The organism is Collimonas sp. NPDC087041, assembly GCF_044745265.1.
Taxonomy (GTDB): Bacteria; Pseudomonadota; Gammaproteobacteria; order Burkholderiales; family Burkholderiaceae_D; genus Collimonas.
Genome location: NZ_JBIUZX010000001.1, coordinates 378,706 through 393,596 on the forward strand (window position 1 = coordinate 378,706; position 14,891 = coordinate 393,596).

The following is a 14,891-nucleotide window of genomic DNA, read 5'->3' on the forward strand; positions in this document are numbered from 1 at the left end:
TTATCATTTATTGCTTGGGAAAGGTTGATGTCATGAACGTGAAGTTATATGCAGCTGCGGCGCTGGTATCGGCAGGATTTGCGAGTGCGGCGATTGCCGCCGAATATCCGATCGGTAAGCAGCAAATCATGAATGGCCTGGAAATCGCTGCCGTCTATCTGCAGCCGATCAAAATGGAACCGGAAGGCATGATGCGCAAGGCTGAAGAGTCGGACATTCATGTCGAGGCCGATATTCACGCAGTAAAAAATAATCCAAACGGTTTTGCCGAAGGCGACTGGATGCCCAACCTGGTGATTTCCTATGAGTTCACCAAGGCCGGCTCGAAGCAGGTCATCAAGGGCGACATGATGCCGATGGTGGCCAGCGACGGTCCGCATTACGGCGATAACGTCAAGCTCGCAGGGCCAGGCAAGTACACATTGAAAATGATCATTTCGCCGCCTTCGGCCAACACCGGCGCGCATTTCGGCCGCCATGTGGACAAGGAAACCGGCGTCGGTCCCTGGTTCAAGCCATTTGAAGTAACGAATGAATTCACCTTCGCCGGCGTCGGCAAAAAAGGCGGCTATTGATTGCGTCGTCAATCAGTTGCAATGATCGCAGGATTTTATCGGAGAGCGTGACGATGGTTTCAGGCATGGTGAAGGGTTGGCTCGGTATCGGTATCTTATTGGCGGCGACGCTGGCAAGCGCTGCCGACCTGCCGACCTTCAAACTGGAAATGAAAGACGGTGTGTTGAACCCGGCCCGTATTGAAGTGCCGGCCGGGAAGAAGATCAAGATCGAAATCCACAACGTCGGCAAATCGGCGGTGGAATTCGAGAGCGTGCAGCTGCGCAAGGAAAAGGTGCTGGCGCCTGGTGCGGAATCATTCGTTGTGATTGCGCCGCTGTCGCCCGGCGAGTATAAATTTTTTGACGATTTCCATGCCCAGGCGCAGGGTGTGATTGTGGCCAAGTAAGAGGTCGTGCAATCGACTGTATATATAAGTCGGGCCGGATACTATCGTCGCCGCTGAGCGGCCGGGTTCCGGTTTCCGACTGACTGAGGATAGAAGAGATGGGTCAGATATTATTTATTGTCTGGCGCGAGAGCGTCGAGGCGTTGCTGGTGGTAGGCATCCTGCATGCCTGGTTGAAGAACGGCGGCGAAGCCGCGCGACGCGGCTTGCCGTACTTGTGGGGCGGCGTCGGCGTGGGTGTGCTGGCGGCGATCGGCCTCGGTGCGGCGCTGCTCGGTTTCAGCGAATTGTTGTCGGGCGATGCGCAGGATTACTTCCAGATCGTCATGGTGATCGTGGCTGCGATACTGATCGTCCAGATGGTGTTCTGGATGCGCAAGCACGGCCGCACGCTCAAGCGCGAAATGGAAACGTCGCTATCCGAGAACCTGAAAAGCGCCAATTGGTGGGGTGTATTCGCGTTGGCCGCGTTGGCGATTGCGCGTGAGGGCAGCGAAACAGTGATCTTCCTGTATGGGCTGGGCTTGTCGGAGCAGGGTAATAGCATGGGCTCGATGGTACTGGCGGCACTGGTCGGTTTCGCATTGGCCTTCCTGACTTTCTATCTGCTACAACTCGGCGGCAAAATTTTCTCGTGGCGTCGTTTCTTCCAGGTCACTGAAATCATCTTGCTGTTCCTGGCGGCAGGCTTACTGCTGACTGGTATCGAGCGCCTGATGTCGCTGGATCTGATCCCGACATTGATCGATCCGGTCTGGGACAGTTCGCGCCTGCTTGACGATACGACGACCTTCGGCAATCTGGTCTCGACGCTGACCGGTTATCGCGCGCAGCCCGCGTTGATGAGCCTGCTGGTCTATGCAGCTTATTGGGTTGGCGTTCTGCTGCTGCTCAAGCGCGCACAGCCGCCGCGGCCACAGGCAGCGCCCGCAACCTCGGCGACACCGGTAAAATAAGCTGATGAATACTTGCGCCATCCCTCAAACGCGATTGTCCCGCACCGCCGACTGGATGCGGGATCACGCCAAGCTGATTCGTTGGGTGCAGTGGGGGATAGTGCTGTTATACGGTTTCTTGATCCTGGTGCCGATCTTCCTGCCGCTGCCGGACGAGACTGCGCATATCTGGTCTAACCTGACCTTGATCGCGCAGTTTGCGTTCTGGGGTGTCTGGTGGCCGTTCGTGCTGATCAGCATGGTGCTGATGGGGCGCGTCTGGTGCGGCGTGCTCTGCCCTGAAGGCGCATTGACCGAATTCGCCAGCCGCCATGGTCGCGGCAAGGCGATTCCGCACTGGATGCGCTGGGGCGGCTGGCCGTTCGTGGCGTTTGCGCTGACCACGATTTATGGCCAGATGGTCAGCGTCTATCAATATCCGAAAGCGGTGCTGCTGGTGCTGGGCGGCTCCACCCTCGGCGCGATCATCGTCGGCTATCTGTATGGCCGCGACAAGCGGGTCTGGTGCAAATACCTGTGCCCGGTCAATGGCGTATTCGGGCTGCTGGCCAAGCTGGCGCCGTTCCACTACAAGGTTGATGAGACCGCCTGGCGTGCTTCCTACAATACCCATGGGCGCAAGACGATTGCCATCAATTGCGCGCCGCTGGTGCCGTTGCGCGCCATGAAGGGCGCTTCCGATTGCCATATGTGCGGGCGTTGCAGTGGTCATCGCGATGCAATTGAACTGACCTGGCGCGCGCCGACCGAAGAGATTGTCGAGCATGGCCGGCAGCACAACAGCCTGTGGGAAAGCGCATTGGCCTTGTACGGCTTGATGGGGATCGCGATTGGCGCTTTCCACTGGTCGGCCAGCCCATGGTTCGTGCAGATCAAGCAGGCGCTGGCGACCTGGCTCATCGATCGCGACATCATGTGGCCGTTCGCTACCAATGCGCCGTGGTGGGTATTTACCAATTATCCGGCGCAAAGCGATGTGTTCAGCTGGCTCGACGGCGGCCTGGTGATTGGCTACATCCTGGCCACCGGCCTGGTGCTTGGCACCGCATTGAGCCTGTTGTTCGCACTGGCTACGCGTTTGCTGGGCAGTTGGGATCGCAGCCGTTTCAATCATCTGGTGCAGGCGACGATTCCGCTTGCCGGCTGCGGCGTGTTTGTCGGCTTGTCGGCAACCACCGTCAGCCTGTTGCGCGGTGAACATCTGCCGGTATTCTGGGCCAATGACTTGCGCGCCATCCTGCTGATCGCTACCAGCTTGTGGAGCGTCTGGCTGGCCTGGCGCGTTACCGGCCGCCATACAACGTCGCTGCCGCGCCGCCTGCTGAGCATGACTGCTGTTATCGGCGGCTTGGCGCTGGTCAATTTTGCCTGGCTGCTGATGTTCTGGTTGTGGTGAAATCCCATCACTCCTGAGGCGGGATTCAACAATTCGTCGATACTTGCGCGGTTAGTGCGTAAAATGCGAGTTGTTGTCCCGTCTACATCAGGGCTTCGCTTCTCCAACTCTTGCTCACGCCCCCTCTATCATGGCTCGCCCACGTTTTTTGCCTGACAACTTCACGTTGTTGCTGGTCACAACCGTTCTCATCGCCAGTCTTCTGCCCTGCAAAGGCCAGGTTGCTGTTTCCTTCAATCTGATCACAACGTTTGCCATCGGCCTGTTGTTTTTCCTGCATGGCGCAAAATTGTCGCGGGAAGCAGTGGTGCAGGGCGCGTTGCATTGGCGTCTGCACTTGACGGTGCTGCTGGCGACTTTTGCCCTGTTCCCACTGCTGGGATTGGTGCTCAAGCCAGTCTTGCTGCCGCTGGTGACACCGGACCTCTATCTCGGCATTCTGTTCCTGTGCACGTTGCCGTCGACCGTGCAATCGTCGATTGCCTTCACGTCAGTGGCGCGCGGCAATGTGCCGGCGGCCGTTTGCAGCGCTTCGGCGTCGAACCTGATCGGCATCTTCCTGACGCCGCTGCTGGTCGGCCTGGTGGTGGTAGCGCACGGCCAAGGCCATGGTTCGTTCGAATCGATCATGAATATTGTGCTGCAGTTGCTGGTGCCGTTTGTCGCCGGCCAGATCGCGCGGCGCTGGATCAGTCCTTGGCTCGACAAGCACAAGGTGATTCTCAAGGTGGTCGACCAGGGTTCCATCCTGCTGGTGGTCTACACGGCCTTCAGCGAGGCAGTGGTGCAAGGGCTATGGCAGCAATTGCCACTTCTTTCCTTGCTGGGCCTGGTTGTGGTGGTGGCGCTGTTGCTGTTCGTGATGTTGACCATTGCAACGCTTGTCAGCCGCCGCCTTGGCTTCAATAAAGAAGACGAGATCACGATCGTGTTTTGCGGATCGAAGAAAAGCCTCGCAAGCGGGGTGCCGATGGCCAAGGTGCTGTTCGCCGGACACACCGTCGGCATGGTTGTGCTGCCGCTGATGTTGTTCCATCAAATACAGCTGATGGTCTGCGCCGTGTTGGCCAAGCGTTATGCTGACCGTCCGGTCGAAATATTGCCTGCCGGACCACGCGCGGTCTGGAATGACGTCAGTCCTGAAGATTGATCTGTTGCCGCGTTGTCCGAGTGGACAACGCGGCCTTCCTGCCTAGTCCTTAGCAGTTCCTCATTGCCCTTACGGCGCCGGATTCGGCTGGCGCTGGTGGATTGCTTCGATTTCGCGCAGGATTTCCTCATCCAATGTGAGGTTCACGCTGTCGAGGTTGCTTTGCAATTGTTGCAGCGTGGTCGCGCCGATGATGTTGCTGGTCAAGAAGCCACGGCTATTGACGAAGGCCAGCGCCATCTGCGCCGGATCCAATCCATGCTTGCGCGCCAGCGCGACGTAATCGCCGATCACACGATTGACTTGCGGATTGGTATAACGAGCGAATCGTTCGAACAAAGTCAGGCGACCCTCCGCCGGCTTTGCGCCATCCAGGTATTTTCCCGACAGTACGCCGAATGCCAGCGGAGAATAAGCCAGCAGGCCAACTTGTTCGCGGTAGGAAAACTCCGAGTGGCCAATTTCAAAAGTGCGATTGAGCAGGCTGTATGGATTCTGGATGCTGACTACGCGCGGCAGGTCGAATTTCTCTGAAGCGCGCAGGAACTGCGCAATACCCCACGGCGTTTCATTTGAAATGCCGATATGGCGGACTTTGCCGGCCTTGATGAAATCAGCCAGGATGGTCAGCGTCTCTTCAATCGGCACCGTATCTTCATCGGCGATATGGCTGTAATTCTGCATGCCGAAGCAATTGACGCTGCGGTCCGGCCAATGCAATTGGTACAGGTCGACGTAATCCGTCTGCAGGCGTTCCAGGCTGCCATGCAGTGCTTCAGTCAAACCTTTGCGATCGAAATTGTTGATGCCGCCGCGCACATGGCGTGGATTGTGCGGTTTGCGCGCCGGTCCGGTGGCCTTGGTGGCGATCAGCACCTGATCGCGTTTGCCGGATTTCTTCAGCCAGCTGCCGACGTAGCGTTCGGTCGAGCCCTGTGTCTCGGCGCGCGGTGGCACCGGGTACATTTCTGCGGTATCGATCAGGTTAACGCCATGCGCCAGCGCCAGGTCGATTTGCGCATGCGCTTCTGTTTCGGTGTTTTGTTCGCCCCAGGTCATGGTGCCCAGTGTGATCAGGCTGACCTTGAGATTGCTGTGTCCGAGTTCACGATATTGCATTGTTACTTCCTTTGCGGCGGGCTCTAAGAGAAATGATGATTTGACGACGTCGGCCGCCGGTCCGCAACAGTCTGCAAGCTGCGCCGAGGCGGCTGGTAATTGTGGCAAGCTGTTGGGTCTTGAAGTATAGCTGGAACGCCGTGATGCTGCAGGCCACGAGGCGCCCGCAGCATCGTCGCTCAGGTAGTTCCAGAGGTTCCTGGCGCTGCCACAGTTGGCGAGGACGGCGCTGGATTGACAGCGGTTGCCGGATTGACCAGCCGATCGAGGCCGAACAGGGCAGGAAACAGGCGTATCCAAAGCAGCACCACAACCACCGTGCCGACACCGCCCAGCAGCACCGCGTGCACCGGCCCCAGCCAGGCCGCTGTGACGCCGGATTCAAATTCTCCCAACTGATTGGAGGTGCCGATGAAAACCGAATTGACGGCGCTCACCCGGCCACGCATGTGGTCCGGCGTTTCCAGTTGTACGAATGAGGAGCGCACCACCACGCTGATCATGTCGGAGGCGCCGAGTACGACCAATGTCGCCAGCGACAGTGCGAACGAACGCGACAGCGCAAACACAATGGTCGCCAGGCCGAAGATCGCCACCGCAATGAACATGGTGCGGCCGACTTTCCTGCTGAGCGGCCGGCGCGCCAGCAGAATCGCCATCGAGAGGGCGCCGACGGCAGGCGCCGAACGCAGCAGGCCGAGGCCTAACGGGCCGGTTGCCAGGATGTCGTGCGCGTAGATCGGCAGCAGCGCGGTGGCGCCGCCCAGCAGTACGGCGAACAAATCAAGCGAAATCGCGCCGAGGATTGCCGGCCGGCTCTTGATGAAGGCGATCCCTGCCAGCAGTGATTTGAGGGTTGCCGGTTCGCGCCGCGGCAACACGCTTTCGATGCGGATCAGCGCCACCAGCAGGCTGGCGGTGATGAACAGGACGCTGCTGCTGGTGTAGACCGCGCTTGGCCCCAATACATAGATAAACCCACCCAGCGCCGGGCCGATAATCACGGCGGTTTGCGTGGCCGAGGCCGACCAGGCAATGGCGCGCGGCAGCAGCCGGGCTGGTACCAGGCCGGGCACCAATGCCTGCAATGTCGGCGATTCGAAGGCACGCGTGGCGCCGATCACGAAGACGATGGCAAAGATGGCTTCCTTGGTCAGCCAGCCGTTATAGGTGCCGATAGCCAGCGCAGCGGCAGCCAATCCTTCGATGAACAGGCAGATACGGGCGATCTTGCGGCGGTCGTAGCGGTCGGCGACATGACCGACAACCAGCGCCAGGAACAAGGCGGGCAGGAACTGCACCAGGCCGACCATGCCGAGGTCGAATGCGCTGTGTGTGATCTGATAGACCTGCCAGCCGACGGCGACGATCTGCATCTGGTTGGCGATGGTCGAGGCGACGCGGGCGCCCCAAAATAAGGTGAACGGACGGTGGCGCAAGACAGATTCGGCAGATTCGGATTCGATGCTGGGCGGTACGGGAGCGGGGGCAGTCATTGGTGGGGGCTTGATGAGACGTAGGCGTAATTAGGGGGCGAGCAGGGCAAGGCCATAGAATATGCCTTTCCAGAAAAAAAAGCCGCTATCTTCAGCGGCTTTTTTGTTGCGGTTTGTATTACTCAGGACGGAATTGGAAGGCAAAGGTGAATTCATCCGTGCGCGGCGTGTACTTCAGGCCTTTGCGCAGAGCCCAGGTTGCGTACTGGTGATACAACGGAATCAGCGCGTAATCGTTGAGAGCGGTGACTGCGCCCTGGCGCGCAAAATCGTCGCGTTGCTTTTGATCGACCGAAGCCAACGACGATTGAATCAGCTGATCCAGTTTCGGATTAGTGTACTTGCCCCAGTTCCACGAGCCCCAGCCGGTGTCAGGATTGGTGGTGCCGAGCAGTGTGCGCAAGCCGAAATCACCTGCCAATGTGCCCCAGCCCAGCAGCGCCGCACTATATTCGCCGGCTCTGGCTTTGCCGAAATAGACAGCCAACGGCAAGGTCTCGACCTTGGCCTGGATACCGACCCGATTCAGGAATTGGGCAACGGTCTGCACCACGCGTTCGTCGTTGATGTAGCGGTTGTTGGGGCCGTGCAGCGTAATGCCGAAGCCATTCGGATAGCCCGCTTCCGCCAGCAGTTTCTTGGCGCCTTCCGGATCGTATTTTTCAACTTTCAAGCTATCGGCGTAACCCAGGATGCCGGGTGCGACGATATTAGAAGCAGGCACTGCCAAACCTTCCAATGTGCGGTCAACCAGCGCTTGGCGGTTGATTGCCTTGGAAATCGCTTGTCGCACGCGAATGTCTTTCAACGGATTCTTGTCGAGTGGCTTGCCGTTGTTGTCAGTAATGTCCGGCGATTTGTCGCGCGATTGGTCTAAAGTCCAGAAGATGGTGCGCCAGGAGATTTTTTGCGCCAGCTTGAATTGCGGATTGGTCTTTAGTTTGGCGACGTCGGCCGGCGGCACGTTTTCGATGGCGTCGACTTCGCCCGCCAGCAGGGCTGCCAGGCGCGCACCGTCAGAAGTCAGGATGCGGAAAGTGACTTTATCCCAAGGTGATTTCTCGCCCCAGTAGGCATCGTTGCGCACCAGTTCAATACGGTCGCCGCGCTTGAAGCTGGAGAACTTGAATGGGCCGGTGCCGACCAGCGCCTTGCCGCTGTTGAAATCGTCGGTAGTGGCGTTTTGCGCAGCTTTCTTGGAGACGATGAAAATCGTGCTGACATCCAGGGCCAGCGGTCCATAAGGTGTCGCAGTCTTGAGGCGAACTGTATATGGATCGACCACTTGCTTGCTGACGATCTGTTTGGTGTAGCTGGTGAACGGGCCAGGGCTGTTGGTCAGGGTGGCAGGGCGGTCCAGCGAGAACACCACGTCTTCCGCCGTCAGGTCCGAGCCGTCGCTGAATTTGACGCCGTGGCGCAGCTTGAATTCCCAGGTCAGCGGATCGATGGCTTTCCAGGATGTGGCCAGGCCTGGGATCAGGTGGCCGTTGGCATCGACGTTGACTAATGCGTCGAACAGATGCGACGACAAGGAAATATTAGGGGCGATGTTGTTGAAATGCGGATCGAGCGTAGAAACATCGGCATACAAGCCGATCTTCAGGTCGGCTGCATGGCTGGCCTGCATGCCGAGCGACAACGAAGCCAGAACGCTAAGGCCGGCAAAGGCGGCGCTGAGTATTTTCTTTTTAGAAAGGTGAAGCATGCATTCTCCCAGTGTAAGGCGAGGCGGACGGGCGGCGACAGGTGTCGCAGCGAGGCCGGGTTGAAAAATCCTGGCTAATCGGCGCTTGCAAGGCGTGCAGCAAGCGCGAAGGTCAAGGTAAGAGCCTATTCTAGGGCTGTGGATTTAATTATCAAAACACAATAATTGCCTTTTATTATGTGTTTTGGTTATAAGGAAAATCCCGGCAGGCAATATATGTGGGAAAATAGGCAGCACATAAATCGATTAAATCCGTGATTCTTTCCATGGTCGCAACTTTTATTTACATGGAAGTGTTTTATGTGGATTTATCGAGTATAATGAGACCATCGTTTAAGATTCGAGCTAGTAGTGCAGTATTAGTCTGTCATTTCTTTCTTGCTTCAAACGATCTAACGGGCGACAGCCCAACTTAACTGAAATAGGAAATGTAATGGCAACTGGTATCGTAAAGTGGTTCAATGACTCGAAGGGTTTTGGTTTTATTACTCCTGACGAAGGCGGCGAAGATCTGTTCGCGCACTTCTCGGCAATCAATTCCAGCGGCTTCAAGTCGCTGCAAGAGAACCAACGCGTTTCGTTCGAAGTTACTGCTGGCCCAAAGGGCAAGCAAGCTTCCAACATTCAAGCTATCTAATAAATAGCTAGCTGTACAAGCTTCAAAGAAATCCCCGGTTCGCCGGGGATTTTTTTTGTCCTGACCAATTGCACTGATTGCGTTGGGCAAGCGCTGTATCGGCGCTTCTCCTCAGGATGTCTTTTCGAGTCCGTCCTTACGAGCCTGTCCTGATTTCCGTGTAAGCCACCGTTTGACTGGTGTCGACTTGAGTGCCGACGCGGCTTCGAACGCGATTTCTTCTCCTGGCAAACGCTATGGATACACCCGCCCGTCGATAGTTTCTCTTGCGATAGATCCACTGCTGTCAGGAACCTGTAAGGGTGGCCTGAAATGCTGGGGCTGTCTGTATCTTAGACGGCAACAAATTTGCTGCAGGCGGGAACGCGTAGTGCGGTGCAAGGGCTTGCCCGGACATCGGAAGCTGGCGTCAATCAATAGAAAAAATACAGAGGAAAGAGGACGACATGAATTACACAACCAAAGCGTATGTGGCGGCTGCACTCGTCACTTTGTCATTGTCGGCTGCCGCGATTGCGGCAGAACCGATCAAGATCGGCGTCACAGGTCCTTTCACTGGCGGCTCCGCACCGATGGGTGTGTCGATGCGCGACGGCGTCAAGCTGGCGGTAGCCGATATCAATGCCAAGGGCGGTGTGTTGGGACGGCAGTTGCTGTTGGTCGAACGCGATGACGAAGCCAAGAACGAACGCGGAGTGCAGATCGCCCAGGAACTGATCAACAAGGAAAAAGTGGTTGGCACAGTCGGTTTCATCAATACCGGCGTCGCGCTGGCGTCACAGCGTTTTTACCAGGAAGCCAAGATTCCGGTGATGGACAATGTTGCCACCGGCAGTATCGTTACCAAACAGTTCGTCGCGCCGGAATATAAAGATAACTACGTATTTCGTAATGCCGCCAACGATACGATCCAGTCGGCGATGATCGTCGACGAAGCGGTCATCCGTCAAAAACACACCAAGGTCGCGATTCTGGCCGACTCAACCAACTACGGCCAGCTCGGCCGCGAGGATCTGGAGCGTGCGTTGGGCAGCAAGGGCATCAAGCCGGTTGCCGTGGAAAAGTACAACCTGAAAGATGTCGACATGACAGCCCAGTTGCTGAAGGCGAAGCAGGGTGGTGCACAGGTGGTGCTGACATACGGTATCGGCCCTGAACTGGCGCAAATTGCCAACGGCATGGAAAAACTCAACTGGCGCGTACCTATCATCGGTAGCTGGACTTTATCGATGGGTAACTTCATCGATAATGCCGGGAAAAATGGCGAAGGTGCGCGCATGCCGCAAACTTTCATCCAGGACCCGGATACGCCTAAGCGCAAGGCTTTCATCGACGCCTATCAAAAGGCTTATAAGGTTGACCGCATTCCATCGCCGGTGTCGGCCGCTCAAGGCTACGATTCGATTTACCTGCTGGCCGCCGCAATCAAGCAGGCTGGCACGACCGACGGCGTCAAGGTGCGTGAAGCACTGGAAAACCTCAACACGACCGTTGACGGTGTTGTCACCAGCTACAACAAGCCTTACACCCATGACGACCACGAGGCAATCAAGCCGAACATGGTTGTGATTGGCGAGGTCAAGAGTGGCCGCGTGGTATTAGCCAAGTGATCGGATAGGCCGGCAGGAAATCAGTCAGGTGCTGGCGGGTCAGTGTTCAACCCGCCGGCTCTCCAATGATCTGCCGGCAATTCGTTTGATCGATATGGCGTTCAAGACCAGCCCTCGCGATGTGCGGGCGGCTGGTTTTATCGCATCAACCAGCATCGTCGATTTTGCCATACTGCGTTTCGCAGTTTCCTGGCGGGGTCTCTTGGATCGCAGTCTCTTGGATATATATCATGGAAATTCTGCTGCAACTTGTCTTTAGCGGTATCGCGCTAGGGATGATCTACGCTGTCATCGCTTTCGGTTACCAACTCACTTTTGCCACTTCCGGCACCCTCAATTTCGGTCAGGGCGAAGCCTTGATGCTCGGCGCGCTGGTCGGCCTCAGCCTGGTCGGCAATATCCACGGCGGCCCTTATCTGAATTATTGGCTGATGATTCCGGTGGTGATCGTCTTCGGCGCACTGCAAGGCATGGTGGTCGAATGGATCGGCGTGCGCCCTGCGCTCAAGATCAAATCCGAATTCGGCTGGATCATGTCGACCATCGCACTGGCGATCATTTTCAAAAACGTTGCAGAAAATATCTGGGGCAAGGACGATCTGACTTTCCCGACGCCGCTGTCGGCGACGCCGTTCCAGGTGCTGGGCGCGAATGTCCAGCCGATGCAGGTGGTGGTGGTGCTGGGCGCGCTGGCGATGATGCTGGCCGTTGAGCTGTTCAACCGCAAATCGATTTACGGCAAGGCCGTGGTGGCAACCTCGAATGATCGCGACGCCGCCGGGCTGATGGGGATCAATACCAGCATGGTGATTACGTTCTCGTATGCGTTGTCGTCGGCGACTGCGGCATTTGCCGGCGTGCTGGTGGCGCCGTTGACGCTGACCGGTGCCACCATGGGCACTGCGCTCGGCTTGAAAGCCTTTGCGGTGGCGATCATCGGTGGTTTGACGTCGGGCATGGGCGCCATCGTCGGCGGCCTGATCCTGGGCATCGCCGAAACACTGACCGGCTTCTACATCTCGACCGGCTACAAGGAAGTGCCGGGGTTGCTGCTGTTGCTGCTGGTGTTGGCGATCAAGCCGGCCGGCCTGTTCGGCAAGACGGCCATCAAGAAGGTGTGAATATGAATAAAAAATTATTCGCACTGTCGATCGTCGGCATTCTGTTGCTGTTGTTGTTTCCGCAGGTTATTCCGAATCCGTATTACATCCATCTGGCAGAGACCATCCTGATCTACGCGATCCTGCTGTTCGGCCTGGATATCGTGGTGGGTTACACCGGCCAGGTGTCGCTGGGGCATGCCGGCCTGTTCGGCATCGGCTCCTATACGACTGGCGTGCTGGTGTTCAAGCTGGGCTGGCCATTTCTGATTGCGGCACCGGCCAGCCTGGTCGTGACGGCGATTTTCGGCGCCATCCTGGCGTTGCCGGCATTACGTGTGACCGGGCCTTACCTGGCGATGGTCACGCTGGCGTTCGGCACCATCATCCAGATCCTGATCAATGAAATGTCATTCCTGACTGAGGGGCCGATGGGCATCAAGCTGAACAAGCCGTCATTCTTCGGCTATCAGTTGGGCGATGTCGGCTATTTTTACCTGGTTGCCGGGTTGATGGTGCTGTCCTTGATCGTAGTCCACCGGATCGTGAAGTCGCATCTGGGGCGCGCCTTCCAGGCATTGCGCGATAGCCCGATCGCTTCCGACTGTATGGGCGTTTCGGTGTATCGCTACAAGGTGTATGCGTTCGTGATCAGTGCTGCGCTGGCTGGCCTGGCCGGCAGTTTGTACGCCTACTCCGAAGAATATATTTCGCCGAACACCTACAACTTCGAGCTGACTATCCTGTTCCTGCTGGCGGTGATCATGGGCGGTCGCAAGAGCCGCATCGGCTCGCTGATCGGCGCCTTCATCGTCGTCATGCTGCCGAGCCTGCTGGCCGATATCGACCTGTTCCGTCAGATCGCTACCGTGGCGGCAGTGGTCGCTGTATTGGCGACAGCTTTCCTGCTGTGGAAAAAGCGCCGCACGCCGCGCCAGGTTGCGGTGCCGCTGGCGGCTACCCTCGGCATGGCGATTTTTGCCTACCGTCTGGAAAACATCACCGATTGGCGCCTCACCATATTTGGCGTGATGACGCTGTTCGTGGTGTATTACCTGCAGGACGGTATCGTCGGTTTCGTGCGCGGCCTGTTTGGCCAGCGGATCGCGGCAGCAGCAAAGCTGGTGCCCAAAGCCGCTTCAGCCAATCAAGAAAATACCTGGGCTGTGGCCGGTGGCAGCGGCGCGGTCGGCACTACGCTGCTAAGCGGCAAACAGATACTGATGCAGTTTGGCGGCCTCAAAGCGCTCAACGAAGTCAATCTCGATATCATCAAGGGCAGCGTGCATGGCCTGATCGGACCGAACGGTTCGGGCAAGAGCACCATGATGAATGTGCTGACCGGCATCTACAAGCCGACCTCAGGCAAGGTCGAGTTCAACGGCCGGACGATTTCCGGTGCGACGCCATCGGCGATTGCATTGGGCGGGGTGGCGCGTACTTTCCAGAACGTGCAGCTGTTCGGTGAAATGACGGCCACCGAAAACGTGTTGGTCGGTTTGCACCATACCTTCCGCAGCAACATGCTGGATGTGATTTTCAACACGCCGCGCTATCGCCGTGAAGAGCAAGGTGCAAGGGAGCGCGCGGCCAGTATCCTGCAATTTGTCGGATTGACCGATCTGGCGGCCGAAGAAGCTCGCAATCTGCCTTACGGCAAGCAGCGCCTGCTGGAAATCGGCCGGGCGCTTGGTCTCAATCCGGAACTGCTGTTGCTGGATGAGCCGGCGGCAGGATTGACGGCGCCGGATATCAAGGAATTGATTGCGATCATCCACAAGATCAGGCAACACGGCATCACGATTATCCTGATTGAACATCATATGGACGTGGTGATGACGATTTCCGATACCGTCACGGTGCTGGATTTCGGCCAGAAAATCGCCGAAGGCAAGCCGGCTGCGGTGCAGGTCGATCCGAAGGTCATCGAAGCCTATCTTGGCGGCAGCGCCGGCGAAACGGCTGAGGTTGATGCCGGCAGCATGTCATCCCCATCCAGCGCAGCGAGGTCTTAAGATGCTTTCAATTTCCAATTTGCACGCGGCATATGGCAAGGTTGAGGTGCTGCACGGTATTTCGCTGGAAGTACCGAAGGGCAAGGTAGTAACACTGATCGGCTCGAACGGCGCTGGCAAGACCACTACCATGCGCGCCATTTCCGGCATGATCAAGGCCAAGGCTGGCAGCGTAACCCTGGCCGGGGTCGATGTTACCGGCCTCGATTCGCACAAGATCGCCCGCGCCGGACTGGCGCATTCGCCCGAGGGACGGCGCGTATTTGCAACGATGAGCGTGGTCGACAATCTGTTGCTCGGCGCCTTTCCGCGGTTCACCCGGTCGCGTCCGCGCGGCGACATCAAGCTTGATTTGGAGCGAGCGCTGGAATTGTTCCCGCGTTTGAAGGAGCGCCAGCATCAACTGGCGGGTACGCTCTCCGGCGGCGAACAGCAGATGCTGGCCATGGCGCGCGCGGTCATGCTTAATCCGGAAGTGATCCTGCTCGATGAGCCTTCGATGGGATTGGCGCCGATCCTGGTGGAAGAAGTTTTCCGCATTATTTCGCGACTCAAGGCCGAGGGCGTAACGATGCTGCTGGTCGAGCAATTCGCCGCTGCGGCCTTGCACGTTGCCGATTATGGCTATGTGTTGGAGAACGGCCGAATCTCGGTCCACGGTCCAGCCGAAAAGCTGAAGAACGATCCTGCGGTCAAGGCGGCTTATCTGGGTGGTGGGCAGCACTAAATGGGTGCAATAA

General features: G+C 57.5%; 13 protein-coding genes. 10 read left to right on the plus strand and 3 right to left on the minus strand.

Going from position 1 to position 14,891, the window contains the following annotated elements; genetic code table 11:
* Positions 1-32: 32 nt before the first annotated feature.
* From ACIPF8_RS01690 to ACIPF8_RS01710, 5 genes are all read left to right on the plus strand, one after another.
* On the plus strand, positions 33-575 hold the full coding sequence (locus ACIPF8_RS01690; RefSeq protein WP_400416758.1) for an iron transporter: 543 nt from the start codon (positions 33-35) through the stop codon (positions 573-575).
* A gap of 65 nt (positions 576-640) precedes the next feature.
* Complete coding sequence (locus ACIPF8_RS01695) at positions 641-964, plus strand: cupredoxin domain-containing protein (RefSeq protein ID WP_400417010.1); 324 nt, start codon at positions 641-643, stop codon at positions 962-964.
* Positions 965-1,062: 98 nt separating this feature from the next.
* A complete protein-coding gene (locus ACIPF8_RS01700; RefSeq protein ID WP_400416759.1) occupies positions 1,063-1,920 on the plus strand; it encodes an FTR1 family protein in 858 nt (285 codons plus the stop codon).
* Positions 1,921-1,924: 4 nt separating this feature from the next.
* Positions 1,925-3,316 (plus strand): 4Fe-4S binding protein, encoded by a 1,392-nt coding sequence (locus ACIPF8_RS01705; RefSeq protein WP_400416760.1) that lies wholly within the window; start codon positions 1,925-1,927, stop codon positions 3,314-3,316.
* A gap of 130 nt (positions 3,317-3,446) precedes the next feature.
* Positions 3,447-4,466 carry a bile acid:sodium symporter family protein gene (locus ACIPF8_RS01710; protein ID WP_400416761.1) on the plus strand — a complete coding sequence of 340 codons (1,020 nt, stop codon included), beginning with the start codon at positions 3,447-3,449 and terminating at the stop codon, positions 4,464-4,466.
* Between the two features lie 69 nt (positions 4,467-4,535).
* On the opposite strand, the gene ACIPF8_RS01715 is transcribed toward ACIPF8_RS01710, so the two are convergent.
* The 3 genes from ACIPF8_RS01715 to ACIPF8_RS01725 all read right to left on the minus strand — a co-directional run bounded on the left by ACIPF8_RS01715 (position 4,536) and on the right by ACIPF8_RS01725 (position 8,789).
* Entirely contained in the window at positions 4,536-5,585 is a 1,050-nt protein-coding gene (locus ACIPF8_RS01715) for an NADP(H)-dependent aldo-keto reductase (RefSeq protein ID WP_400416762.1), read from the minus strand.
* A 179-nt stretch (positions 5,586-5,764) separates the two neighbouring features.
* Complete coding sequence (locus ACIPF8_RS01720; protein WP_400416763.1) at positions 5,765-7,081, minus strand: MFS transporter; 1,317 nt, start codon at positions 7,079-7,081, stop codon at positions 5,765-5,767.
* Between the two features lie 118 nt (positions 7,082-7,199).
* The gene (locus ACIPF8_RS01725; protein ID WP_400416764.1) at positions 7,200-8,789 is read right to left on the minus strand and encodes an ABC transporter substrate-binding protein; all 1,590 of its coding nucleotides are present in this window, start codon (positions 8,787-8,789) and stop codon (positions 7,200-7,202) included.
* Between the two features lie 433 nt (positions 8,790-9,222).
* Here ACIPF8_RS01725 and ACIPF8_RS01730 point away from each other — a divergent pair, with 433 nt between their 5' ends.
* The 5 genes from ACIPF8_RS01730 (at position 9,223) to ACIPF8_RS01750 (ending at position 14,878) form a co-directional block, all read left to right on the plus strand.
* A complete protein-coding gene (locus ACIPF8_RS01730; RefSeq protein WP_014005790.1) occupies positions 9,223-9,426 on the plus strand; it encodes a cold-shock protein in 204 nt (67 codons plus the stop codon).
* Between the two features lie 446 nt (positions 9,427-9,872).
* The gene (locus tag ACIPF8_RS01735) at positions 9,873-11,036 is read left to right on the plus strand and encodes an ABC transporter substrate-binding protein (protein WP_400416765.1); all 1,164 of its coding nucleotides are present in this window, start codon (positions 9,873-9,875) and stop codon (positions 11,034-11,036) included.
* 230 nt (positions 11,037-11,266) lie between these two features.
* Entirely contained in the window at positions 11,267-12,157 is an 891-nt protein-coding gene (locus ACIPF8_RS01740) for a branched-chain amino acid ABC transporter permease (protein ID WP_400416766.1), read from the plus strand.
* A 2-nt stretch (positions 12,158-12,159) separates the two neighbouring features.
* Entirely contained in the window at positions 12,160-14,151 is a 1,992-nt protein-coding gene (locus ACIPF8_RS01745; RefSeq protein WP_400416767.1) for an ATP-binding cassette domain-containing protein, read from the plus strand.
* A gap of 1 nt (position 14,152) precedes the next feature.
* Positions 14,153-14,878: an ABC transporter ATP-binding protein gene (locus ACIPF8_RS01750; RefSeq protein ID WP_400416768.1), complete on the plus strand. Its 726-nt coding sequence runs from the start codon at positions 14,153-14,155 to the stop codon at positions 14,876-14,878.
* The last annotated feature ends 13 nt before the right edge of the window (positions 14,879-14,891 follow it).